Origin of the sequence: Sporosarcina soli, from assembly GCF_042655805.1 — a bacterium.
Lineage (GTDB): Bacteria > Bacillota > Bacilli > Bacillales_A > Planococcaceae > Sporosarcina > Sporosarcina soli.
This window is the reverse complement of record NZ_JBHSNO010000016.1, coordinates 426,421-451,513: the sequence shown is the minus strand read 5'-3', so window position 1 is coordinate 451,513 and position 25,093 is coordinate 426,421. Positions and strand designations below refer to the sequence as shown.

General features: G+C 42.3%; 24 protein-coding genes and 1 tRNA gene. 17 read left to right on the top strand and 8 right to left on the bottom strand.

The window, feature by feature from the left end; genetic code table 11:
* Window positions 1-59 precede the first annotated feature (59 nt).
* The 4 genes from ACFPRA_RS22865 to ACFPRA_RS22850 form a co-directional block, all read right to left on the bottom strand.
* Window positions 60-3,077 (bottom strand): ATP-binding response regulator, encoded by a 3,018-nt coding sequence (locus ACFPRA_RS22865; protein ID WP_381439896.1) that lies wholly within the window; start codon window positions 3,075-3,077, stop codon window positions 60-62.
* A 167-nt stretch (window positions 3,078-3,244) separates the two neighbouring features.
* Window positions 3,245-4,558 carry a DUF4179 domain-containing protein gene (locus ACFPRA_RS22860; RefSeq protein WP_381439893.1) on the bottom strand — a complete coding sequence of 438 codons (1,314 nt, stop codon included), beginning with the start codon at window positions 4,556-4,558 and terminating at the stop codon, window positions 3,245-3,247.
* Window positions 4,548-5,075, bottom strand: coding sequence for a sigma-70 family RNA polymerase sigma factor (locus ACFPRA_RS22855; RefSeq protein ID WP_381439891.1), 528 nt, complete (start codon window positions 5,073-5,075; stop codon window positions 4,548-4,550). The genes ACFPRA_RS22860 and ACFPRA_RS22855 overlap by 11 nt, the downstream gene beginning before the upstream one ends.
* 338 nt (window positions 5,076-5,413) lie before the next feature.
* Window positions 5,414-5,971, bottom strand: a complete 558-nt coding sequence (locus ACFPRA_RS22850) for an N-acetylmuramoyl-L-alanine amidase family protein (protein ID WP_381439889.1) — start codon at window positions 5,969-5,971, stop codon at window positions 5,414-5,416.
* 137 nt (window positions 5,972-6,108) lie between these two features.
* Here ACFPRA_RS22850 and hprK point away from each other — a divergent pair, with 137 nt between their 5' ends.
* The 12 genes from hprK to ACFPRA_RS22790 all read left to right on the top strand — a co-directional run bounded on the left by hprK (window position 6,109) and on the right by ACFPRA_RS22790 (window position 17,049).
* Window positions 6,109-7,059 carry an HPr(Ser) kinase/phosphatase gene (gene hprK, locus ACFPRA_RS22845; protein WP_381439886.1) on the top strand — a complete coding sequence of 317 codons (951 nt, stop codon included), beginning with the start codon at window positions 6,109-6,111 and terminating at the stop codon, window positions 7,057-7,059.
* A gap of 3 nt (window positions 7,060-7,062) precedes the next feature.
* The gene (gene lgt / locus ACFPRA_RS22840; RefSeq protein WP_381439884.1) at window positions 7,063-7,872 is read left to right on the top strand and encodes a prolipoprotein diacylglyceryl transferase; all 810 of its coding nucleotides are present in this window, start codon (window positions 7,063-7,065) and stop codon (window positions 7,870-7,872) included.
* 17 nt (window positions 7,873-7,889) lie between these two features.
* Window positions 7,890-8,834 carry a nucleoside recognition domain-containing protein gene (locus ACFPRA_RS22835; RefSeq protein WP_381439881.1) on the top strand — a complete coding sequence of 315 codons (945 nt, stop codon included), beginning with the start codon at window positions 7,890-7,892 and terminating at the stop codon, window positions 8,832-8,834.
* Window positions 8,827-9,480: a pyrophosphatase PpaX gene (gene ppaX, locus ACFPRA_RS22830; RefSeq protein WP_381439879.1), complete on the top strand. Its 654-nt coding sequence runs from the start codon at window positions 8,827-8,829 to the stop codon at window positions 9,478-9,480. Before ACFPRA_RS22835 ends, ppaX begins: the two co-directional genes overlap by 8 nt.
* Entirely contained in the window at window positions 9,477-10,004 is a 528-nt protein-coding gene (locus tag ACFPRA_RS22825; RefSeq protein ID WP_381439877.1) for an acyltransferase, read from the top strand. Before ppaX ends, ACFPRA_RS22825 begins: the two co-directional genes overlap by 4 nt.
* An 85-nt stretch (window positions 10,005-10,089) precedes the next feature.
* Entirely contained in the window at window positions 10,090-11,613 is a 1,524-nt protein-coding gene (locus tag ACFPRA_RS22820) for a tetratricopeptide repeat protein (protein WP_381439874.1), read from the top strand.
* Window positions 11,614-11,763: 150 nt separating this feature from the next.
* Window positions 11,764-12,714: a thioredoxin-disulfide reductase gene (trxB, locus tag ACFPRA_RS22815; protein WP_381439870.1), complete on the top strand. Its 951-nt coding sequence runs from the start codon at window positions 11,764-11,766 to the stop codon at window positions 12,712-12,714.
* Window positions 12,715-13,439: 725 nt separating this feature from the next.
* Entirely contained in the window at window positions 13,440-13,931 is a 492-nt protein-coding gene (locus tag ACFPRA_RS22810; RefSeq protein ID WP_381439868.1) for an NUDIX hydrolase, read from the top strand.
* Entirely contained in the window at window positions 13,918-14,808 is an 891-nt protein-coding gene (gene rapZ / locus ACFPRA_RS22805) for an RNase adapter RapZ (RefSeq protein WP_381439865.1), read from the top strand. Before ACFPRA_RS22810 ends, rapZ begins: the two co-directional genes overlap by 14 nt.
* Before the next feature lie 4 nt (window positions 14,809-14,812).
* Window positions 14,813-15,796 carry a gluconeogenesis factor YvcK family protein gene (locus tag ACFPRA_RS22800; RefSeq protein ID WP_381439863.1) on the top strand — a complete coding sequence of 328 codons (984 nt, stop codon included), beginning with the start codon at window positions 14,813-14,815 and terminating at the stop codon, window positions 15,794-15,796.
* Window positions 15,797-15,821: 25 nt separating this feature from the next.
* Entirely contained in the window at window positions 15,822-16,769 is a 948-nt protein-coding gene (gene whiA / locus ACFPRA_RS22795) for a DNA-binding protein WhiA (RefSeq protein ID WP_381439861.1), read from the top strand.
* A gap of 22 nt (window positions 16,770-16,791) precedes the next feature.
* Window positions 16,792-17,049, top strand: a complete 258-nt coding sequence (locus tag ACFPRA_RS22790; protein WP_381439859.1) for an HPr family phosphocarrier protein — start codon at window positions 16,792-16,794, stop codon at window positions 17,047-17,049.
* 318 nt (window positions 17,050-17,367) lie between these two features.
* Here the strand turns inward: ACFPRA_RS22790 and clpP are convergent, their stop codons facing one another.
* Window positions 17,368-17,970 carry an ATP-dependent Clp endopeptidase proteolytic subunit ClpP gene (gene clpP, locus ACFPRA_RS22785; protein WP_381439856.1) on the bottom strand — a complete coding sequence of 201 codons (603 nt, stop codon included), beginning with the start codon at window positions 17,968-17,970 and terminating at the stop codon, window positions 17,368-17,370.
* Window positions 17,971-18,154: 184 nt separating this feature from the next.
* Between clpP and ACFPRA_RS22780 the strand changes: the two genes are divergently transcribed.
* Window positions 18,155-18,226 (top strand) — tRNA-Arg (locus ACFPRA_RS22780).
* A 137-nt stretch (window positions 18,227-18,363) separates the two neighbouring features.
* On the opposite strand, the gene ACFPRA_RS22775 is transcribed toward ACFPRA_RS22780, so the two are convergent.
* The 3 genes from ACFPRA_RS22775 to ACFPRA_RS22765 all read right to left on the bottom strand — a co-directional run bounded on the left by ACFPRA_RS22775 (window position 18,364) and on the right by ACFPRA_RS22765 (window position 20,510).
* Window positions 18,364-19,503, bottom strand: a complete 1,140-nt coding sequence (locus ACFPRA_RS22775; protein WP_381439854.1) for a tyrosine-type recombinase/integrase — start codon at window positions 19,501-19,503, stop codon at window positions 18,364-18,366.
* Between the two features lie 40 nt (window positions 19,504-19,543).
* A complete protein-coding gene (locus ACFPRA_RS22770; protein ID WP_381439852.1) occupies window positions 19,544-20,071 on the bottom strand; it encodes an ImmA/IrrE family metallo-endopeptidase in 528 nt (175 codons plus the stop codon).
* Window positions 20,072-20,150: 79 nt separating this feature from the next.
* Window positions 20,151-20,510 carry a helix-turn-helix transcriptional regulator gene (locus tag ACFPRA_RS22765; protein WP_381439849.1) on the bottom strand — a complete coding sequence of 120 codons (360 nt, stop codon included), beginning with the start codon at window positions 20,508-20,510 and terminating at the stop codon, window positions 20,151-20,153.
* A 344-nt stretch (window positions 20,511-20,854) separates the two neighbouring features.
* Between ACFPRA_RS22765 and ACFPRA_RS22760 the strand changes: the two genes are divergently transcribed.
* From ACFPRA_RS22760 to ACFPRA_RS22745, 4 genes are all read left to right on the top strand, one after another.
* Window positions 20,855-21,178: a DUF771 domain-containing protein gene (locus ACFPRA_RS22760; protein WP_381439847.1), complete on the top strand. Its 324-nt coding sequence runs from the start codon at window positions 20,855-20,857 to the stop codon at window positions 21,176-21,178.
* 87 nt (window positions 21,179-21,265) lie between these two features.
* Window positions 21,266-22,195 (top strand): transcription termination/antitermination NusG family protein, encoded by a 930-nt coding sequence (locus ACFPRA_RS22755; RefSeq protein ID WP_381439844.1) that lies wholly within the window; start codon window positions 21,266-21,268, stop codon window positions 22,193-22,195.
* Window positions 22,192-24,408 carry an SF1B family DNA helicase RecD2 gene (gene recD2 / locus ACFPRA_RS22750; protein ID WP_381439842.1) on the top strand — a complete coding sequence of 739 codons (2,217 nt, stop codon included), beginning with the start codon at window positions 22,192-22,194 and terminating at the stop codon, window positions 24,406-24,408. The genes ACFPRA_RS22755 and recD2 overlap by 4 nt, the downstream gene beginning before the upstream one ends.
* Complete coding sequence (locus tag ACFPRA_RS22745; protein WP_381439839.1) at window positions 24,395-25,066, top strand: MarR family transcriptional regulator; 672 nt, start codon at window positions 24,395-24,397, stop codon at window positions 25,064-25,066. Before recD2 ends, ACFPRA_RS22745 begins: the two co-directional genes overlap by 14 nt.
* Window positions 25,067-25,093 lie beyond the last annotated feature (27 nt).

Sequence of the window (25,093 nt, the reverse complement as noted above, 5' to 3'; positions counted from 1 at the left end):
GACTTCCGCGATACCGAAGATATACCTGGTATTACGGGAGTCTTTTATTCATACTGATCCTATGAAGACGTACCCTCGTGGGGAATCCTAAATTCTACTGTTGTACCCCAACTTGGTGAGCTTTGAATTTTCAAACCTTTACCAAATATCCTTTTCAAACGTTTATCTGTATTGAGCAATCCGATACCCGTTCCTGCACGATTTTCATCATCCAGTATACGACTGACTTGTTCACGATTCATCCCTACGCCATCATCAAGGATAGCTACTTTTGTGAACTCCTCCTGTCGCGTAATTTGGATACAGACAGTGCCGGTCGAGCCTTTTTTCAATACACCGTGAAGTACTGCATTTTCTACCAACGTTTGGATAGAAAGTGGTGGGACTTCCACAATAATATTTTCATCGATTTCCCATTTCACTTGTAATCGATCTCCGAATCTTTCACTTTCAATGTACAGATAGGATTTTACAAGTTCCAGCTCTTCTTCAAGTGGAATCACCCGGTTTAAATTGTCTTCCTTAAAGCTGCTGTGTAAATAGTTGCCAAACTCGCTTAGTAAATTCACCATTCGATCGGTGTCCAACGTACTCAAACTGGCAATCGTATTTAACGTGTTAAACAAAAAATGGGGGCGAATCTGTGCTTGAAGCCATGCCGATTCCATATATTGCTTTTCACTAATCGACTTTTTTAAATCGATGAGTGCAATACTACGTGATTTCAATTCAAGCCAATTGATGGGTTTCGCAACGTAATCATTCGCACCTGAAGACAATCCGATATTCACATCTGCTGTATCATTTCTGGACGTCAATAATAAGATTGGGAGTTCAGTGAGCGAATAACGCGCTCTGATCAATTTCGTTAATTCATATCCTGACATATAGGGCATCATGACATCGATAATGATTAAATCCCATTCAACGACATGTAATAATTTTAAGGCCTCTGTCCCTCTTGTCTCGGTGATAACTTGATACTGTTCAGGCGGGAAAATCTCAGCGATCACTTTCAGGTTGCTTGGATCATCGTCAACGACTAAAATATGATTCTTATTGGTTGAGCATTGCTGTTCTTCATCCGAATCCTTTTTCTCAGTGCTGATGTCGTGGTGCTGTCTATTTATTTCACCGTCTATTCCATTTTGTCCGGGCGCTAAAGGAAGTGTAAAGATAAACTTCGTACCTTTCCTCAATTCCGACTGGATCTGTAAGCTGCCTCCATGCAACTCAATAAGCTTTTTAGAAACATTCAGCCCTAATCCGAGACCTTCATCATCTTCAATCCCTCTTCCATAAGCGGACATGACATTCTCCTGCGTTTTTTCATCCATTCCAATGCCCGTATCTTCAATACAAATAATCGCGAGGTCATTCAAAACCTTCGCATGTACACGAACATTTCCGCATTCCGTATATTTAATGGCATTTTCTAAAAGATTGAAGAAAATCTGAATCAGTCTACTTTCATCCGCAACTACATGAGGGAAATCAGTTGGAACGGTGGAAGTTAGTTTAATTTGTTTTCCATCAGCTAAATAATGCAACAAATCGAATACTCCAAAGATCACCGCATGGATGTTGATGCTTTTCGGGTGAACTTGTATCATATTTTCATTTAAACGTGTAAAATCAAGCAAATCATTGAGGGTGAAAGACATGCTCCGCCCGATATTTATCAGGTGTTCTAAATTGTTTTTTTCTTTTGGAGTGAGAGAATCTTGATTTTGTAAAGTTTGAGCGATTGTTGTCATCTTATTTAATGGATTCCAAAGCTTTTTCGCACTGCTCGTTAAAAATTCGTCTTTTAATAAATCGGCTCGCTTCAGTTCATCGACCAGTTCGACAACCCGCCTATTTTGCCGATAAAAACGCCTGAACCAAAAAAATGCAAACCCGAGAAAAGCGAATAGGTAATCGAATGGATAGAAAGGTATTTCCATTCCTGAAACGACTTTAATCAGCCCCCATACAATACCCGAAGTCGTACTCGTAACGACAATCGCAATGAAAAACGATTCATCTTTGTACTGGAAGTATTCTTTTAAAGCTAAAGATACGACGGACAGGAAAGAGATGATGTAGAGAATAAAAAAGGCTACATTGACTTGGATTAAAGTATTCAACGGAAACACGATGATGGCGATTGCACATAGTCCATAAAAAAGATTAAACCACCAAAAACGTTTGTATTGCTGGAAATTCGGCAATAAAACCTCCATAATTTGTATGAGGAATAAAGCGGCACCAAGATAGACCAATTCTTTAAATTTAAAGGACCATTCATAGTTAAGTGGAAGCCATCCCATTGAGGCACTATTATAAGTGATTAACTCGTCAATGCCCGGCAAGAGGAAACCAAATGCAAAAAACAGGAGGATGTTTGCGCGATGAATGAAAAGATAAATTAGCAAACTATAAATGCTATAAAGCAATAGGGTGATGACAATCCCCGCCATTAGGATATCGGTGAAGTGTTGCTCTTTGGCGATTGCATCATGTGTACCGAATTTGATCGATTTATTGATCGCGATGCCTTGAGAAGTATCGAAATTTGAAACATGCAGAACAATATCGATTTTATTTTTTTTAGCAAAGAATGAAACGACATAAGGGTTGCCTTTCCCTTGATGACGATCGATATCCGTTGCGACTACACCCGATTCTCCTTTTAAATGTCCGTTGATAAACAATGCGGATGCTGTACTTGTAGAGGGGATACGGATCGAATACACTTCGTCTGCCACTGAATGTTCATCGACAAGAATGGTTAAATGATAGGTTCCGAATTGATGCGAAGCATCTTTAGCGTTCTGGGATGGATTTCCAATTGTTTTATCTATTTCCCCGGGATCCACAAGTTTATCGGGATAAAACGACCACTCCCCATCAAGCACAATCGTTTGATCTTCTGTCAAATCATAACCCCGAAGATCCATCAGGCCGTTTTGGGCCAATGGCTGTTCAGCCGGGGCATGGTAAACAGCCCACAGCAAACGAAGACTTGTCAAAATCCCAAAAATGACGACCAATACCAAAATATATTTAGTTTGATTGATTTTTGATTTTGACATTTCAACCCTCCTCGAAGTTCAAACTCATTATGAATGAAAAATCCATAAAATCAAATGACTTTTTCAGGGAAGTGGAAACGGGGTTCGATATTGACATGAAAAAACCGCCTTGCAATCGGAAATAGATACGATCGCAAGGCGGCATTTTTAGTTAACATAAACATGATTCACTGCGAAATATCGATGATAAATTCTTCGTACGTAATTGGTTTCGGGAACTGATACGTTTTAATTTGCAAGCCTTTTTTCGAGCCAGCCGCAAATACCTGCTTAAATGTATTTCCTTCAATCCGTTCTGCAAATGGTTGATCCGCTAGAAACAGGTCTTTGCCATTAGCATCCTCTAGACGAAATGAATATCTTGAAAGCTTATCATCAACAATCACATCGCTTTGCAGGTCGAAATAGACAATGATTTTATCCGATTGGTAGTCAATATCGGTTACGAGAATATTGCCAAACTCTCCTTGATCCACGATGAAAGGTACTCGTTGCTCATCTACAGGTACGGTCACCTCTTTCCATCCTTCAGTGGAAACAGGAATGGTGTATGGGATGATTCGAAGTTCTTTACTTTCTTCTTTTAAAGGGGTGTACAGGAAATTTAGCTGGATGATTTCTTTTCCATTGACAGTTTCTCCATGGCCGTTTCCGGTTAAGGTGTCTAACATATTCCCATGATCATCTAGTACGTCAAATTGTAAAAAATAAGGATCAAGGTTAGTATCCCCAACATCTTTTAACACTTTTACTTGAAGATCGGTTCCTGCTGGTCCAAGCTTCAACGTACTAATTTCAACTTGTGCTCCTTCTATCAATTTCGTTTCTTGTGGTTCAATGACGGTAACTTCATTGGACTGCTTCACAGGGAAATTGAATTCCCACTTTCCGGGGATCAAACCGACGGCATCAATTGTCATAGTCATGTCAAATGCCTCTGGGAGTTCCTCAGTGGGTGTGATATCAATAGTTCCTTTATATTTTTGTGGTGTCACAAAGTCTCCTGAATAGCCGGAGCTGAAATTAATTTCTTGCCCGTTCACTTTGATTGTTGGGCGTTCTAGCTCTCCAATGGCGAAAAGAGATTCTTGTGTATAACCGAATGTCAGGCGGGTCCCATCATAAAAGAATTCATTCATCGTTAACGTAATCCCATTATCTTTTGCGGATTGGTTGACGACTTGCGTTAAGCCTTCTTGTCCAGCAATTCTTAACCCTTCATCCAAAGAATCATTGAAAAACGTGCCGATCAGCGGGATATTCGAAGCGATTTTCGCCATTGCGGGAGATACACTCGCTGAACCTATGAATAAACCCAAGCCTAAAACCGCTGCACTCGTTGCATAGAAAAGAACTTTCTTTTTCGAACGTCTCGGTCGTTCCTGCTGGATGGTATTCGCAATAATGGCATCAAGTTTTTCCGTTGGGACAGGGATCTTTTCCATTTCCTTTTTTAAATCAGGCCATTGATTAGTACTCATTCACACAATCCTCCTTCAATTTTTCTTTCAGCTGATGAATGCCACGGTGGATGTTCGTTTTCACTGTACCCTCGGGACAATCCAATGCTTCTGCAATTTGCTTCACGGTGTAATCTTTGTAAAACCGAAGCATTAAGACGGTTTTATATTTTTCATCCAATTCCATAACGGCTTGCAGTAAATCGAAATCTTCTACATTGGATTCGTATGGGGGTAGCTTTTCTTCTAAAATCTCTTTCTCCATCGGAATGATTTTTTTCTTTTTGTTTAACAGGTCGATTGCAGTATTGATCAGAATGCGTGATAGCCATGTCGAAAAGTACCTTTCATCTTTCAGGTTTTTAATCGATCGCAAGGCTTTATAAGTTGTTTCTTGGAAAACCTCCAGCGCATCCTCTTCGTTTTTCATATAAACAAAAGCGATTTTATAAAGTTTGACTTTTTCCTCCTCCAGTAACTCTTGAAAGGCTTTCTTATTCCCTTTTTTGGCACGTTGAATCTTTTGGATATCTAGCAAGCTCCTGTCCCTCCTTCCTCTACTTGTTAGACAAACGGGGAGTGGAAAACGTTTCAACGAGCATGAAAAAACTATTCTTCACAGGAAACCCTGGAAACGGAGCAGTCTTTTATTTACGTTTACCATCCCAATCAACGATCGCCCACCGTTCTCAAAAAGAGTCGCTAGCGCTCAAGATTCTCTTCGCGTGATCAAAGCAAGTCGCAGGCGCTCCAACTTCTCTTCGCGTGATCAAAGCAAGCCGCTAGCGCTCAAAACTGCCCCCCCGCGCGCTCAAAGCAAACCTCCTCACGCTCAAAATCCACTCTTCATCCACTCAAACTACCTTCTTCCTCCCATTACTTCTGCCCCCGATACACCCAAGCCAAAATGGCGAAGGTAATGGCTTTGGCGCATTGTTTCTGGTAAGACTGTTGCAATAATAAAGCCGCTTCTTCCCGATGGGTCATGAAGCCGGATTCGATCAAGATGGCGGGCATCTTTGTGTCGCGCAGCACTGCGAAGTTTCCTTTTTTTACGCCGCGGTCCGCACGGTTGCATGCAGTAATGAGGGAACGTTGGACGAGGTCCGCTAACAGTTGTGCCCCTTTGCTTGCTGTTGGATAGATGTACGTTTCGATGCCATTTGCGCTATTCCACCCACTCCCATAAGCATTCGCATGAATGGAGATGAAGGCATCGACGTTCAATTTGTTCGCTTTTTGCGTCCGTTCGGATAATGGAACGTCTTTCCGGTCATCATGTGAGAAACTGACTGCAATGCCTTCTGCCACTAACTCTTTTTTGACGAGTTCCGCGACGGCACGGTTAAAGTTGAATTCCCGTAAAGTCCCGTCCGGTGAACGTTTTCCAGCTGTTTGTGGTCCATGTCCTGCATCGATCATTATTTTTATCATTTATTTCCCCTCCTGCCTTTTATATAGGAGAAAGATGAAGGGAAATGGACATTTCAAATACTAAATCATTTCATTTGAAAAATGACGTGGTAAAATGGGGCATAGGTGTATGAATGATTGAAAAAGGGGGCGGTCAAATGTCTTTTGTAACGGTGAGAGATGTCCAAGAGAAACTTTTCCTTGAGCTTGTAGCTGGTCAAAAGGGGATTGAACGACAAATACATACGAGTGACATTTCGAGACCCGGTCTGGAGATGGCTGGGTATTTCAATTTTTATTTAAAGGATCGTGTGCAGCTTCTAGGGAAAACGGAATTATCGTTTTTCGCAGGATTAACTGAACAGGAGCGTCAAGATCGGATGGAGCGGCTTTGTTCACCGAGCACGCCAGCCATTATCGTGGCACACGAGATGGATGTGCCGGCGGAATTGAAAGCAGCGGCCGATAAGACAGGCATTCCTGTCTTGAAAACGGATGTCCCGACGACACGTTTTTCAGGAATGTTGACCAATTATTTGAGCGGCAGGTTGGCACCGATGACTGCCATGCACGGGGTACTCGTCGACGTGTACGGCATCGGCATCTTGATAACAGGCAAAAGTGGCGTGGGCAAAAGCGAGATTGCGCTTGAATTGGTGAAGAGAGGTCATCGTCTTGTGGCGGATGATCTCGTGGAAATTCGTCAAGTGGCCAAAAATGTACTAATCGGTAATGCCCCGAAATTGCTTGAACATATGCTGGAAATCCGAGGAGTCGGCATTGTGGATATGATGACGTTGTTTGGGGCCAGCGCAGTGAAAAGTGATAAACGGATTTTAATCGTTGTCGATTTGGAAGTATGGGATGAAAACAAAGTGTATGATCGACTCGGCATCGATGATGAAAAAATTAAAATCATGGATTCCGAATTGACGAAGCTTACTGTACCGGTTCGACCAGGACGTAACTTGTCTGTCATTATTGAAGTGGCTGCTATGGATTATCGAATGAAACGACTAGGTGTCAATGCTGCGGAAGAATTTACAAAAAAATTAGATGCAGCGATTGGCCAAAATGCACAAGTCCCTAATATGGAAAGGAACGGTTAATTTATGTTTGCATTGCTAGCTATCAATCCGATCGCATTTGAGCTCGGTCCATTCTCAGTTCGGTGGTATGGCATTCTGATTGCTCTTGGCATCGTACTGGCGTTCATCGTCGTGCAAAAAGAGATGGTGAAACGCGGGATGCATCAGGACTTTTTAACGGATTTGCTCATCTGGGCCGTGCCGATTTCCATTATTAGTGCGCGGATCTATTATGTCATCTTTTCATGGGATTTTTATAAAGACCATCCTGAACAGATTATTCGGATTTGGGAAGGCGGAATCGCCATTCACGGGGCGCTGATCGGAGCATTTATCACCACTTATGTATATACGAAACGGAAAGGCATCTCCTTTTGGAAAACGGTCGATATTGCCGCGGCGGGTTTGCTGATCGGGCAAATTATCGGACGTTGGGGCAACTTTATGAATCAGGAAGCACACGGTGGACCTGTTTCAGAAAAGTTTTTGGAAACGACCATTATTCCGGATTGGATTATGCAGCAAATGACGATTGAAGGTGTGACGTACCATCCGACTTTCCTGTATGAGTCAACTTGGAATATCGTAGGCTTGATCATCATTCTTTTACTGCGAAAAGTGCCGTTGAAACGCGGTGAAATGTTTTTGTTTTATCTCGTCTGGTATTCAGCCGGCCGTTTCTTCATCGAAGGGATGCGCACAGATAGCTTATATGTCATCGGAGAATTAAGGGCGGCGCAACTTGTCTCCGTCGTCGCGATTATCGCGGCGCTAGTCATTTTTATCGTGAGACGCTATGTCCAGAAGATAGATGTCACTTATCAAGATAAATAAAAAGGAGTAGTAAAAGATTGGGAACGTTACAAAATGGATTAAAGGCAGGATTGAAAACAACATGGACACTAGGGAAAGTCATTTTCCCGATTACGATTCTTGTCGTCGTTTTACAGCATACGCCTGTCTTACCTTGGATCATTGAACTGATCGCTCCTTTCATGGGGATTTTCGGATTGAGTGGCGAAGCGGCCATTCCATTGGTTCTTGGGAATGGACTCAATTTATTTGCTGGGATTGCGGGCATATTATCACTCGATTTAACAGTGAAAGAAGTATTTATCATCGCGGTGATGCTGTCATTTTCACATAACTTGTTCATTGAAACAGGTGTTGCTCTGAAAGTGGGGGTCAAGCTATGGGTTGTGCTCGTCGTACGGCTCGGACTAGCGGCGCTATCAGGCATCATCATTAATCTCGTCTGGTCTGGCGGTGGGGAAATTGCGCAGTATGGAATGGCGCCTAAAACCGAAATCATTCCGGACGGCTGGCTGGAAATCGGCTTGTTAGGGGTGCAAAAGGCATCGTTCGGGGTGTTGCAACTCGCACTTATCGTTATACCCTTGATGATTGTCGTTCAATTTTTAAAAGATCGTAATTATTTGCAGAAGTTTTCGGAGAAGCTTGCACCTTTAACAAAAGTGATCGGTGTACAGCCGAATGCTTCATTGACATTGGTTGCCGGTTTAACGATCGGGCTGGCATATGGAGCGGGCATTATGATCCAAGCCGTTCAAGAAGATGGTGTGAGTAAAAAGGATGCGACACTCATCTTCATCTTTCTTGTGGCCTGCCATGCGGTCATTGAAGATACGCTTATTTTCATTCCGCTCGGCATTCCGGTCTTGCCTTTGTTACTCATTCGCATCATCACAGCATTTGTCTTGACTATCGTCGTTGCCTACATTTGGAACCGGAGTGAGCAACAGAAAGGGAAGGAGGTTTCAGTCACGAATGCCTAAACCGATTACAACATTGCTTTTTGATTTTGATGGCACATTGCTCGATACAAACGAATTGATCATCCAAACTTTCCAAACAGTTCTTGGTAATCATTATCCGGGAAAATATGAGCGGAAGGATCTGTTACCGTTTCTTGGACCTACTTTGCATGAAACATTCGGATCCATTGACCCTGAAAAGACGGAGGAACTGATCGCTGAATATCGCGCATGGAATACTTCCATGCACGATGAGCTGGCAAAGGAATTCGATGGAGTGTCTGAAACGATGCGATTGTTGAAGGCGGCAGGGATGAAAATGGCAATCGTGTCCACGAAGCGGAACGACATGATTGAAAAAGGGTTGGCGCTTCTGGATGTAGAAGGTGTCTTCGATGTCGTCATCGGATTTGATGATGTCACGCATACGAAACCTGATCCAGAACCGATCTTGCTTGCGCTTGAAAAGTTAGGAGCGGAAAAAGAGGAAGCTTTGATGGTCGGGGACAACTTCCATGATATCGAAGGAGGCAAAAATGCGGGTGTCCGAACGGCCGGCGTTGCTTGGTCTGCAAAAGGGGAGCATCATTTGCAAACATTCGGACCCGATTATATGTTGCACCATATTTCCGACCTGCTGGAATTGATCCGGGGAGAAGAAAAATGAGACGTACGGAGCGCTATCCGGCGAAGGGTGGAGCGAACTCGCTTTGGCATATGTATCGGACCGTGCCGTTCTTCAAAGTGGTGAAAAACTTTGCAGTCATTCAATTAGCAAGATACACACCCTTTTTACCGATGAAGAATTTCTTATATCGTACCTTTTTGAAAATGAACGTCGGTGAGAAGACGTCATTTGCATTGATGGTGATGCCAGATACGATGTTTCCGGAACGGATAAAGGTCGGTGACAACTCCATTATCGGATTCAACACGACAATATTGGCCCATGAGTACTTGATTGATGAATACCGGATTGGCGATGTGGAAATCGGAAAAAATGTATTGATCGGTGCCAATACGACCATTCTACCGGGTGTGAAGATCGGTGACGGTGCGATTATTTCCGCGGCTTCGCTCGTGAACCGTGATATTCCACCGGGGGTTTTCGCAGGCGGAAACCCTGTGAAAATCATTTTTACAGCGCAACAGATGAAAGATCGACAAACGGGAATGCGAGAAAACGGATAGCAATCGTGGAACTTATGCTATAATAGGCAACAATACGAGAAGGGGCGTATCGTACGTTCCTTCTTCTTTTTTCGGGGGAATATGATTGGACAAAAAACATAAATTACGTGACAGAAAAATCATTTCGTTTATACCAGATGGTGAATTTTATTATGATAAAGCTATGCAAGCGATGCAGCGTGATCGTTTTGAAGATGCCGATAAATACTTGAAAAGAGCAGCAGAGCTGAGCCCTGAAAACCCGAAGATCCTCATGCAATATGGTGTACTGCTCATGGAGGAAGGGGAGTTCGACGAGGCGCTAGAACTGTTAAGCAAGTCCCGTGCACTCGATCCGAGCGAAGCGGATACTATTTATTATTTGGCGGAAGTGCATGCTCATCTCAGCATGTTACATGAGGCCAAGAAGTATGCGGAACAGTACATACACCTTGATCCACATGGTTCTTTAGCGGATGAGGCGATGGAAATCATTGACTTTGTGGAGCAGGAAGAATTGGCTAATGACTCAGACGAAATGTCTGAAGGAGAGGTCTTCTATTTGCAGGAGAAAGCGAGACGTCTTATGGAGTCAGGGGATTTTGATAGCGCGGTGGAGATTTTCGAGTCGATTATTGCCGAACAACCCGATCTATGGGCGGCGTATAATAATTTGGCATTGGCGTATTTCTATATTGGCAAGACTGAACGCGCCAGCGAGTTGCTTTATGAAGTGCTGGAGCGTGACAAAGGGAATATCCATGCCCTCTGCAATTTAGCGGTTTTTTATTATTACGAAAAAAGGGAAGAAGAGCTGGTCGATCTTTTAGATTTACTGTTGAAGATCAAGCCCTATCAGTTTGAGCATCGTTTTAAGCTGGGCGCTACATTCGCTCTTGTCGGTAAGCATAAAGAAGCGTATAACTGGCTGAGAAGTCTTCAGAAACGCGGTTTTAACGGAGACATCGGTTATTATTTCTGGCTTTCCCATTCGGCTTATTTTTCTGGGCATGAAGAAGTGGCCCGGGAAGCGTATGCGCATCTAGTTGCATTGGATCCGACCAAAGCGGGGTATGAACCGTGGCTCGGTGTGCAAAATGATATCGATGCCGATTCATTGGAACAAAACAGGGAATTCATCTTGGAGAAAATTCGGAACGCCTATCGGAGTGAAAGGATGTTCGGTTTTTATCTCCTTGGGAAATCGGGGCATAAGCAGGAGATTATTTCACATCCTTCCTATATCGAAGTGGAAAAGCTAAGTCCATTGGAACAGTTGTTTTTGGCGAATAGCCTGGACTATGATTTCATGCCGCAAACCACTTTCGACCAATCTTTTATGCGCGCGCTTGAAACGACCGAGTTGTTATATGCCAAGCATAGCCCGTTGGATAAACAGGCGACCCATCTTTTTCAAATGTGGTTCACGCTTTGCGAAAATGCACTCAGCCGTTCTTATCCATTCCGGAACCCTGTCGCAATTGCTGCCGCTGCTGTTTATATGTTCCAGTCTTCACGGTATTCAAATGTGACGAAAACGGGGATTGCCCAGGAATTCGGAATTTCGGTACCAACACTTACAAAATATGTTGGTGAGCTGTTCGAGTTTCTTCCGCATTTTGAAAAGTGATACATTGGATGCATAAGCAAATAAGTTGAACGGTTTTCATCATTCTTATACCCTTTTAGTAGAGCTGATTCAATCCGGTTTCCGGCGGATGTCACAAATTTGGAATGGCGTCGGGACGAAAAGGATTGTTAGTCAAGGAGGAAAATTTATATGACAACCGAGAAAATCTATGATGTCATTATTATTGGAGCGGGTCCTGCGGGCATGACGGCTGCAGTTTATACATCCCGTGCAAATTTGTCGACATTGATGTTGGAACGCGGTGTACCGGGTGGTCAGATGGCAAATACAGAAGAGATCGAGAACTATCCTGGGTTTGAGACGATTTTAGGGCCTGAACTTTCAACAAAAATGTTTGACCATGCAAAAAAATTCGGTGCAGAATATGCTTACGGCGATGTAACGGATGTAATTGATGGAAAGAGTTACAAAACGATTGTTGTCGGCCCGAAAGAATATAAAACACGTGCGATTATTATCGCAACAGGTGCAGAATATAAAAAGATGGGCATTCCGGGTGAAGATGAGTTAACCGGTCGCGGTGTAAGTTATTGTGCAGTTTGTGACGGTGCATTCTTCCGCAAGAAAGAGCTCGTCGTAGTGGGCGGAGGCGACTCTGCAGTTGAAGAAGGAGCTTATTTAACACGCTTCGCGGATAAAGTGACGATTGTACACAGACGTGATGAATTGCGCGCCCAAAAGATTTTGCAAGACCGTGCATTTGCCAATGACAAGATCGACTTCATCTGGAATTCGACTGTGAAAAAAGTGAATGAGCATAATGGCAAAGTTGGTTCAGTTACGCTTGTATCGACAGTGGACGGTTCTGAAAGAGAATTTGAAGCGGATGGCATGTTCGTCTATATCGGTATGAACCCATTGACAGCACCGTTTAAAAAATTAGGTATCCTCAATGAAAATGGCTATATCGAAACGAATGAAATTATGGAAACTTCCGTGCCGGGGATTTTTGCGGCAGGAGATGTTCGTGAAAAACTATTGCGCCAAGTCGTAACCGCTACTGGCGACGGCAGTATTGCTGCGCAAGCCGTACAGAAATATGTCGAGGAATTGATGGAGTCATTAGTGACGGAGGCTTGAATGATTTAATATATCTTTAATGTGAATGTAATGCGTTTGCAACATCGTAAAGGTATACTAATATTATCAATTGACCCCCCTTTTGATAAAACAATTTTTGAGGCTGCCTCCCCGGGAATCCCGGGGAGACAGTCCTTTTTATCGTCAGTAGGTAAAAGAATTCAAAGAATACAGATCTTGACAGAACTTTAAGGCTTTTTTTATGTCGTTTTACGTGGCTAGGATGTATACTAGTACTATGCGTACAATTTGAATCAGCAAAAGCCATCTCGCTTCACAATAGTGGCGGGATGAGTGGTAAAATAGAGATCAAGAAGGAGACAGAACTCCTTATTTTCATTCAGCAGCAGACTCCCACTTCTATAGGTGGTGAGTGTTTGTGGTTTTGTTTCCTGTTCAGCGGATGTTCAAACGCACGCTAAACGAAGATAAAGCCTCCGGCGTAATTGATAGTGAACGCTTCACTTTCAGTACAAAGACATTTGCTGATTCAAGCTAAGCCTCTAGCGGATGTCACAAATTTTGTAGTCAATCAGCGCCAAAAAAGGGCGCGTGTTTAGATGGAACAGGCAAAAGACGAGCCTGCGTAGCGGCGTTCTTGATCGTACGGTGGTGTTGACTCGTGACCCGGGCGTCTGGGGCCATAAGCTCAATGCGCGTAACCGCAATTCAAAATTTGGACAAAATTACGCTGAAGCGTAATTGGCAAAGGTGAGGGTATACAAATGCAAAGAATCGTAAATTTACTCGTCGTCAAAGACGATCAGGTTTTATTGTTGAAAAAGCCCCGACGCGGTTGGTATGTGGCCCCAGGCGGAAAAATGGATCCTGGCGAGTCAATTTATGAAACGGCAGTTCGGGAATTCACCGAAGAGACCGGTGCTGTTCCAATTGATCCGCATTTGAAGGGCGTCTATACGATGGTGATTACCGATGGAACGGGCGAGCATACGATCAATGAATGGATGCTCTATACGTTTGTCGCGCATGACCTTTCTGGTGAACCATTTGAAACGACAGTCGAAGGGATACTTGAATGGCATCCTGTCGCAAGTTTGCACACATTGCCGATGGCGGAAGGAGACCGAAGGAATCTTCTTTTTGCGGTTTCCCAACAGGGCGTACAATATGGGACATTCCATTATACTGGGGAGTTCAAGCTGTTGAAGGAAACGATTCAGAACTCAATGGAAGGTGATGGGAATGACGGAAGTTGAGGCACCTAATAGTGACGTGGAAATCGTCATTATTACAGGGATGTCCGGGGCTGGCAAGACGGTTGCGATGCAAAGTTTTGAAGACTTAGGCTTCTATTGTATCGATAACCTGCCACCGGAATTACTCGTGACATTTCTTGATCTGATGATGAAATCGGAAAATCGTATGAGGCGGATTGCCGCCGTTATGGATACGCGAGGAGGGAACTTATTCGACTCCTTGATCGGTGCACTCGATAATCTGTTGCGGATGGAAGGAGTATCATCCCGGATTTTATTTCTCGATGCGGAAGATGAAACGCTTGTCAGACGCTATAAAGAAACGAGGCGTTCCCATCCGCTGGCTGAAGGTGGTTTGCCACTTGAAGGGATCCAGAAGGAGCGCTTGCTGTTATCTGAGATGAGGGGCCGTGCTCGCACAATCATCAATACCTCTAATTTGAAGCCAAGAGCTTTACGGGAAAAGATCATTTCGGAATTCTCTTCGCAAGAGGATATCAGCTTTACGCTGAATTTCTTGTCGTTCGGGTTTAAGCATGGGATGCCGATTGACGCGGATGTCGTCTTCGATGTGCGTTTCCTGCCGAATCCTTTCTACATTCAAGAATTGAAACCGAAGACAGGCTTAGAGAAAGAAGTCTATGATTATGTACTAAAGTGGAACGATACACAAATGCTCATTGACAAATTGACGGACTTATTTAAATTTCTAATTCCGCAATATAAAAACGAAGGTAAATCCCAAGTGGTCATTGCATTCGGGTGTACGGGAGGCCAGCATCGTTCTGTCACACTTGCCGAGTTTTTCGGAGGACGGTTCAAAGAGGAATACCGGACATTCATCACCCATCGGGATATTGAGAAGAGAAAGGATTGACGCTATGTCACGATCCGGGAAGTTGAAAAAAATCGTCGTTTTCGGTGGCGGGACCGGATTGTCTACTATACTGCGCGGGTTGAAACAATACCCGATTGATTTGACCGCAGTCGTGACCGTAGCGGATGACGGAGGGAGTTCGGGCAGGCTTCTTGGTGAATACGATATTCCACCACCAGGAGATGTCCGTAAGGTGATGGCAGCGCTTTCAGATGTCGAACCGCTGATTGAACAAATGTTCCAATACCGTTTTCAAACGGCTGAAGATTTGAAAGGTCATTCGCTTGGGAACTTGATTCTGGCAGCGATGACGGATATTACTGGTGATTTTGCCCGAGCAGTCGAGCAGATGAGTCGTGTGCTGAATATCAAAGGGAAAGTTCTTCCAGCAGCGAATCAACGGATTACATTGCATGCCGAACTGGAAGATGGTTCAATCATAACAGGCGAATCGAAAATCCCTGTTTACGGACATAAAATACGTCGGGTATTCATCTCTCCTCAGGAAGTCGACCCGTTGCCGGAAACGGTCAAGACAATCAAAGCCGCAGATCTGATCATTTTTGGGCCCGGGAGTCTGTATACAAGTATATTGCCGACGATCCTTGTCCCTGCCATACGTCAAGCAGTACTGGCATGTGAGGCGAAAAAGGTGTATATTAACAACTTGGCGACGCAAGCAGGCGAAACGCATCGCTACACGGCGTCAGAACATGTGCAAGCACTGTATGACCACGCGGGCGAGCCGTTTATCGACGCCATTTTGTTAAATGGAACCGATTTGTCGATCACATCGGGCAATGGAGAAAGTGAAGGCCCTCCTTGGCAAGTTGAAAATGATATTGAGACATTACAGCAACTTGTTCCTCATATCGTCGTCAAAGATATTGGGGTAAGGATTGGGAAAAATATGTTGCATGATTCCGAAAAAGTGGCAAAGTGGTTGATGGAGTATATGGAAAATGCGATAACGACGGAACGGACGTGATCGTCGCCGAGAAAGGGGAAGAATCATGTCTTTTGCTTCTGAAGTCAAAAAAGAGTTGACGCAAATGGAAGTGGAAAAATGCTGCATAAAGGCAGAGGTAGCTGCATTTATCAGAATGAATGGAGTCCTGTCTTTTTCAAATAAGCAATTGAGCCTGGATGTGCAAACGGAAAACGCTGCAATTGCAAGAAGGTTATACTCCAATCTAAAAATATTATATAATTACAAGGTGGAACTGCTCGTCCGGAAAAAGATGAGATTGAAGAAAAACAACGTCTATATTTGCCGGATACGGGATGGGGCAAAACCACTTCTGGAAGACTTACTCATTTTGACGGGTACCTTTCAATTTAAAAATGAGATTTCCAAAGAGTTGGTCCGAAAAAAATGTTGTCAACGTGCCTATTTGCGCGGAGCATTTTTAGCCGGCGGTTCTGTCAATAATCCGGAAACGTCCTCATACCACCTGGAAATATTTTCGATTTACAAGGAACATAGTGAAGCACTTGTGGAACTGATGAATAAATACCACTTGAATGCTAAATCGATCGAGCGCAAGAAAGGCTACATCACTTACTTGAAAGAAGCCGAAAAAATTTCGGATTTCCTCAGTATCGTCGGTGCGCATGTGTCATTGATGAAATTTGAAGATGTTCGGATTGTGCGCGATATGCGTAATAGTGTAAACCGTCTCGTCAATTGTGAAACAGCCAATTTGAATAAAACGATCGGGGCAGCACAGCGTCAAGTGGAAAATATTAAATTCATTGAAAAAACGATTGGACTGGACCAATTACCGGACAGACTACAAGAAATCGCTCAACTCCGGGTGGAAAACCAAGACATTACGTTAAAAGAACTAGGGGAATTGGTATCGGGTGGTACCGTAAGTAAATCAGGTGTCAATCATCGCCTTAGAAAAATTGAAGAAATCGCAGAAAACCTCCGTAGTGGAGGCATCGGAATCCGATAAGAAGACAGGAGAGGGTAACTATATGGCGGAAAAAACAGTTGAAGTAAAGATGAAGACCGGTTTGCAGGCAAGACAAGCCGCATTATTCGTGCAAGAAGCTAATCGCTTTACATCCGATATCTTTTTGGAAAAAGAGCAACGGCAAGTGAATGCAAAAAGCATCATGGGCGTCATGAGCCTTGCCATCGCCCGTGGCACAACCGTGACATTGATCGCAGAAGGCGTGGACGAAGAACAAGCGCTTGACTCGCTCGCAACACTGGTCGAAAATGAACACTAATCAGATAAACCGTCTCCAATTGTCCAGCGACATGAGAGATGGTTTTTTTGTTGGGAAAAGAATGGTTTTTTTGTGAATGAAGAAAGTGCTGCGCTCAAAGAGCTGCCACCACGCTCAAAGAAGTTGCCTGCGCGCTCCAAGTGCTTTGTATACGCTCAAAGAATTCTACGCCGCGCTCAAAGTCCATCGCTTCTGCTCAAAGCCACCGACACACGCTCAAAATCGCCCCACTTAAGCCCAAAGCCACCACCAAAATTCACTTTAGAACAACCCCTTACGTGTAAAAAAGCCGACCCATGGGGTCGGCTTTTGGCACTATTATTTTGTATTTTCTTTCATGTCACTGCGTGTGATGATATGGTCAATGAGGCCGTATTCTTTTGCACGTTCAGCGGTCATGAAGTTGTCGCGGTCTGTGTCTTTAGCGATGACTTCAATTGGTTGGCCAGTGCGCTCAGAAAGGATACCGTTTAGTTTCTCACGCAAGAAGAGAATGCGTTTGGCTGCGATTTCGATTTCTGTTGCTTGACCTTGTGCACCACCAAGCGGTTGGTGAATCATCACTTCTGCGTTCGGGAGCGCGTAACGCTTTCCTTTTGTTCCTGCTGCAAGAAGGAATGAGCCCATTGAAGCCGCCATTCCGATACAGATCGTTTGGATGTCTGGCTTGATGAATTGCATAGTGTCGTAAATCGCCATTCCGGCTGTGATGCTTCCGCCTGGGCTGTTGACGTAGATGGAGATATCTTTCTCAGGGTCTTCCGCTTCTAAGAACAGAAGTTGTGCTACAATGGAGTTCGCCACATTGTCGTCGATACCGCTGCCGAGCATGATGATCCGGTCTTTTAATAGACGGGAATAGATGTCATAAGCACGCTCTCCACGACTCGTTTGTTCGATTACTGTAGGGATTAGATTCATTTCATTTCCTCCTTCAAGGTGGATAGTTTAGTCAGCCTGTCAAAACGCTTACACGTTCTAACTGTAACTTTATCATACATAGTATGGTCAACAAAGGTCAAATATAACGACTTTTATTTTAGGGTTGCAAAGATGGCAATACGCTAGTATAATGAATCTTGTCTGCTAAAGCAGGTTCTATAGAGTCCTCGTGGTGCAATGGATAGCACGCAAGCCTCCGAAGCTTGAAATGTGGGTTCGACTCCCGCCGAGGGCATACTTAAGGTGATTTTGAATGATTTAAGAAAGAAGGGAAACGCCCGTAAATGTTGTTAAATCAATGTTTAGGACGTTTTCTTTATTATCGAGTATTCGTTTGAATACGATAGAAAACGAAAAGTTTTTACACATATTTTACACATCTATTCCCTCCTTAACCTTGGTTCTCATGTTTTTAAATGTATCCACGCTTATTTTAGTATCCTGTTCCCTCAACTCTTTAATTACATGGGCATAATGCCGCATCGTTGTATCAACCGTGGCATGGCCTAAACGTTCGCTGACATAATATATGGATACTTTTTTATACAGCAATATGCTGGCATGCGTATGCCTTAAGCCGTGTACAGTAATTGTTTGTTTTTCTCCATTTTCATTAATTTTATCAAAACCTAAATATTTCAACGTGTTTCGCAACAGTTTATTCATGGCCTCATTTGACAATACTCTGTACTTTGATTGCTCACTAAAAAAAACAAGATCATGAAGAGCGGTAGATGGGGCATCGAACAATTCTTCAAATACTCCTAAAGTTTCCTTGTCCACTTCAATAACTCGATCTGAATTATCTTTGGTCGGTTGAAATCCTTCGCCTTTTTTATAATCCCATGTTTTATTGATAGTAATTTCATTATTTGTAAAATCAAAATCTGACCTTGTCAAACCGACTAATTCACCAAAGCGCATTCCAGTCGTTAATCCCAGTAGCAGCAGATAATAACCGAGTGACCGGTGCAATCGATTGTGCAATTCGTTGAGAAGGGTTTCAGTCTCTTCGTATCCCAAGTGCTTTTCTTCTGGTTTCTTTGCCGCTACATTCCCCGTTACGATGGCATCCCGAGTAAAGTCTACCCGAATAATACCTTCATCAATCGCCTCTCTTACACATGCCCGAATATGAATGTTTAACTTTCGTGTCGTCTCTTTAGCATGCGTAAGCGCATATTCATTCAGAAATCGCTGATAATCACGTTTACTGATGCTTTGAATGGTTTTTCCTTTGAATCTATCTACAATTGCCTGGTGCGTATTCTCATAGCGTTCAAAGGTAATATCCACGATATCAGTTTTATAATCGTGTAACCACTGTAAGAAATATTCATCGAATGGTATTTCACGTAAGTGTGGAACAATCCCTTTTCGCAACTCCTCTTCGATTATAGATGCAGCTACCTGGGCTTCTTTTTTGGTTTTGAATCCTCCTTTTCGAATTGGTTTCGGTTTATGGCTAATCGTATATTGCCATGTCTTTCCCCTTTTTTGAAATGATGCCATTTGTTTTTATCCCCCCCATAAAAAAATATGTATGTTCTGTTTATAAGTAGATTTCTCGACTTTGCAACCATTTTTCCAATCGTACATCTGCAAAGGTGGTTTCAACATTAAATAGCCTTGCAATTAACTCAACTGCCTCGCATCGAAGTTGTGGTAGTTCTAAGAGGTCTAACATGAATGTCGGTACACAAAAGTGGAATGCGAAACTTTCCGCCTGCCATTCCTGGAATTCCCGAAATGGAATCCCCATTGAACACTGACAACCATCGTGTCTAATGATGTGGCCTAGCTCATGAGCGAAATCTTGCCATATCTTTTGGGGATTTTGATTTACATTTAGAAAAATACGATATTCACCACCTAAATTATTTGCTTCGCTTGATTCATCAAAATAATAGGTCTTAATTCCAAACTTTTCGGAAAATGAATTGATCAATTCTTTGCTATTGTAAAAACCTGGCTCTGTGATGTTTAGTGAATGATAAATTGATAAAATCTTTTCCTCCAAGAAAGTTAAATTCGAGATTTTCAATTCGTCTTCAACACCTTTACTCACTAGATGAAACATATGTTCCTTTTATATTTAAAATAATACCCTATCTAAAAATAAAAGATAGGGATATTAAAGCATATTTTTAAAATACGTTTCATTTGTCCTCATTTTGAATAATTTCCCACATTTTCCGCAACTTTAGTAGGTCTTCTTCTTTAGATTTAGGTAGTTCCAAATACCATCTTTTGAGTTCTGGATCACTGATTGCATTTAGAAAATCCCTTTCGTCGTTTCCAGAATTAGTATCTTCCGGTAGACCGTAAAGGTAATTGATGGAAACGTCATACAGGGTAGCAATCTCTTTTATCATTTTAGGATTAGGTGTCCTATCGCCATATTCCCAATTGGCATAGGTAGATAATGCCTTTACACCCAGTCTCTTTGCTACTTCAGTTTTTGACCAGTTCCTTTCATTCCTCAGAGCTTTTAATTTCTCGTGAAGGTTATCTGCCATAATTATTGCACCTTCTCTTGATCATTTTCTTAATTCTATCATATCATACCCCGATTTCGTAACTCACCAACACGAAAATAATGACATTACCTCAAAATGTTTTCAAATCGAGTATCAAAAAGTTTGACTTACTCTAAACGGGTAAGTATAGTAGTCCTTAAATATACTCATATCGAGTAAGATATTGGTTCTGATTTATGATTTATTTGAATTTCATGGTCTATTTTACTCGAATGGACAATCTTTATTTTTTTTGAGTATTAATTACTCAAAACGGGTAACTTTTGAATTGTGTTTTAGTAAACTGTACACATTTTATTAGAACAATGGAGGAGGGGAGAAAGTTGGAACAGCAATTATCTGTTAATCTTACCATCCCAATTCCTGAGGATTCCGTGCTAATCAGAAAAGTTGAGCTGGAGGAATTGAGAAGCCGTGAATTGGTAGGTCTCTATTGGAGTATGAAAGATTTGGAAAGCAGGACTGGCAAGAAAAGTGAATGGCTTAAAGAGAATATTCTTTTCCAACAGAAGTTCAAAAATGAGCTAGACAGCCAAAATGGTGGGTTTGTGTATTACCCAAAAGGAAAAGGACAGACTTGGTCGTTTCAAGCCTCAAAAATGGCTGTTTTTCTAGACAAGAACTTTCATCGAGTCTTTGGGTCGTAGTTTTCATTTTAGTGAAACTGCAATGGTAAGACAGAGTTGGAAAATATATAACTTGAAATTAAATCTTTTTTGAAGGGATGGGAAGAGATGGCTTTCTTTGTAATTCAGGTTCGAACAGGCGCAGAAATTGAAGCGAAAGAAATGTTGAAAAATGTTTTGCTTAGATCCGGTGATTTAATGGTTAAAGCAATTTATGCTATGGAAACATTTACAGAAATCATTCGTGAGGATAATACGTCTATCGATTTGTCTGCTTTGAACACGGGAGACATTACAGATCACTTGTATGTAAAAAGAATTCAAGCTGGTTTGAATAACCTGCGCACTGCTTATGACAATCTGAAAGTATACAAAGACGTCAATTCTCTTGCATTGCTAGACAGCTATAAGGAGAGTATTCTAAATCTTGCGAAAGAATTAAGAGGAGCGAGAAAGGAAACGAAAAAAATTAGTAGTGTGTTGAGTGGATATATTTTAATCGAACTAAATATGAATTTTCATTATTTCCCGGATAACCTTTGGCACTTAGTGAAGTCAGTGCCAAAGGTAACTGGTATTCCTAGCAAATATAACATTCCGCAAGAAGAAGTCGAAGTGTTTTTCCAGCAGGTAGATGTCACACCAGAAGTAGAAATGCAATTTGAGGAACTTCTAATGAATGAAGAAGTTACAGTAGCAAAGAATGAACTCCTTCATGCAGCAAATGATGTAGTAGGAACACCTGAAGAAAAAGAATTGCTCGAACAGCTTGATACCCTTGATACACCAATTGTTAATTCTATAGAAGAGATAAAAAACAGTGTGAATTCATCTAATCCTCTCAAGAGAATGGTTGAAAGATGTAAGGCGTTTGTCATGAAAAAACGTCAAACAGTTGTTGTGCCAAATGCTCTTTTCTTGAACCTTTTTCCCGAAATTGAATTACAATACCCATTGCCTACTCCGAGTACTCGTGATTTTCTGAAGCGGTTAAACGCTATATTGTGTCCACGTGACAAGGTGGTGAGTCTGGAATGAATACCTTTGTCGGGAAAGTCTCAAGGGTTCTTTACAGAAACGAGGACTATCTAATCGCAAAATTGCAGACGGATAGAGAAGAACTTACAATAAAAGGCAGCATATATGGAGTCGATAAAGGAGAAGAAGTAAGGGTTCGGGGAGAATGGGAAAATCACCCGGAGTTCGGGAAACAGTTTGCGGTGCTGTCATGGGAAAGGCCGATACCGCAAACGAAGGAACAAATTATTGCATTCCTTGCTTCGCCCCTTGTAAAAGGTTGCGGGGCGAAGCAAGCTGGCCTCATCGCTGAACAGTTGGGTGAGGAGGCTTTGGCCATAATATCTCAACAGGGTGTGCAAAGTTTAGAGGGGATCAAGGGGATAGGGAAGAAACGGGCCAATGCAATTGTTGAAAGTGTCCGGTCTATATTTGAGGTACAGAAGATTATTGGGAAATTGCTTGTCTTTGGGAGAACTGCAAGTACGGCTATGCGACTTTATAAAGAATATGAGTCCAATACCGTAGCCATTGTCTTCGAAAATCCATACAAGCTTACTGAATTGAATCTGATTGGCTTTTTGAAAGCTGATGAAATTGCTCGCAAGATGGGCATATCCCCTTTGTCTGGATTTCGCATCGACGCTTGTGTGAACTATGTCTTGAAAGAGAACTGTTTCAGCTCCGGTCATTGCTATGTTATGGAGGACGAGTTACTGGCAGATGCAGAACGTGCATTGAACCATAACACTATCGATGCAGATAAAGTCTCAATGGATGAATTGGCACAAAGTATTTATCGATTAGAAGAGAAACAAATCGTTATCGAAGACAATTGTGTTTACCCAAGGTTTTTATTCACATATGAAGACAGAGTAGCTCGGAAACTTTCAGAAATGAGGGGTTCTCGGGATGGCGAAGCATTGCCTTCACTCGATAAACAGGTTGTGAAGTATCAGAAGAAACAGGGAATCATCTTGGCTGAGAAGCCACGTGAAGCGGTTAAGCGCTTGTTCGAGGAGCAGATGCTGATACTCACTGGCGGTCCGGGAACAGGAAAGACGACCGTTATTCGTGCAATGCTCGATATGTATAAAGAAGTATATCCCGAAAAAATTGTTCGATTAGCTGCACCGACAGGAAAGGCAAGTCGTCAATTATCGGTAGTGGCTGGTTATGAAGCATCCACAATTCATCGGTTGATTGGTTATCAACACGGGGATGTTCCTACTTATAATTGGCAAGAGAAACTTCCTTGTGATTTCTTGGTGGTTGATGAAATGTCGATGGTGGATGTTCAATTGGCTAGTTTACTGATGGATGCTCTTGAGCGGGAAACAAAGATTCTATTCGTTGGTGATATTGATCAATTGCCTTCTGTCAGTCCAGGAAATGTACTTAGCGATATGATCAAAGCAGGTCTTCCGACAGTTAGCCTGACCGAAGTTTTTAGACAAGCTGAAGAAAGCCAGATAATTAGTAATGCCCATAGAGTCAATCAAGGGAAATCACTTCTTATCGATAAAGATAAAAGTGATTTTTATTTTATTCATCAAGATGACCCGAAGCGCATTGCAAATCTAATTGTCAGAAGTACTTTACGCTTTCAAGATTTGGGCTATTCCCTATCCGATATTTTGATTTTGAGCCCGATGAAAAAGGGACCTGCCGGTACGCTTGCTTTGAATGAGCAGTTACGAGAAGCCCTGAATCCGGCTAATCTTACAAAAAGTGAATGGAATATTGGGAAGAGACTTTTCCGTCAGGGGGATAAGGTCATTCAGATCAAGAACAATCAATCAAAAGGTGTTTTCAATGGTGATATCGGGGTTATTACCAGGATTTCTAAAGAAATAAATCAGGCTAACGAATCTGTCGATATTATGTCATGTGATTTTTCTGGTTTGTCTGTGACGTATGAGAAAACAGACACCAAGGAATTGGAGCTCGGTTATGCAATCACCATTCACAAGTCGCAGGGTAGCGAAGCTCCCATCGTAATTATTCCTGCTACTACAAGCCATTATGTAATGCTCGCTCGCAATCTGATGTATACAGGTATGACAAGGGCAAAAGAGAAAATCGTATTGATTGGAACGCAAAAGGCGATGGAGATTGCTATTTCAAATAATAAATTGACCACGAGAAACAGTAGATTGGCGAAGCGTATCACTACTTATACAGCCTATAGCAATAGGTTCAAAAGTGGAAGTGTAGGCAGTGGAAGGGGGTGATATAGTAATGGACATGGAAAATGCATTGGAAGCTGCTGAGAAGCGTGCCAGAATCCGTGATAATGAAAATGTAGTGGATCTAGCAAGCGTTGCAAAAGAAGAACAGAAAGCAAATGAACAGGGGTATGCCCTTTACAAGCTGAAAGACAAAAATAAGGCATTATTTGTTCAAGCAATCCAACAGAACCTCGATGTGCTTATCAGGAAAGAATACCTGACGAATGCAGAACTGGGGTTTCTTTTTTCTTTAATGCCATTGGTCCAGTTACATTCAAATGGCATTACTGATACAGAAACAGGTCAGTTCATGACTGTATCAGATATTGCAAAATATCTTAAACGTGATCGCACGGGTATCAGTTCGACTATACAAAGTCTCCTGGAAAAAGGAATACTACTTGAAATAGTTGATTCGCAAGAGATAAAGGAACATAAGCGTAGCGTTACACGCAGACCCATATTCATGAATCCAGAAATTATCTATGCCGGTGACCGAAACAGAATCAATGCTACCTTATCTAAATTGGTCATAGAATTCGATAAATTAGAACGAAAAAAAGTCCTCCTTATGTGGAAGCTTTGGATTAGGAATGGGGAAGAATTTGGGAGGCTGTTCACTAGAAAAAGTTACATTGAATTAAAAAAGATGAAGGAGTAGCCGGGTGTGGAGAAAATTTAACACCCT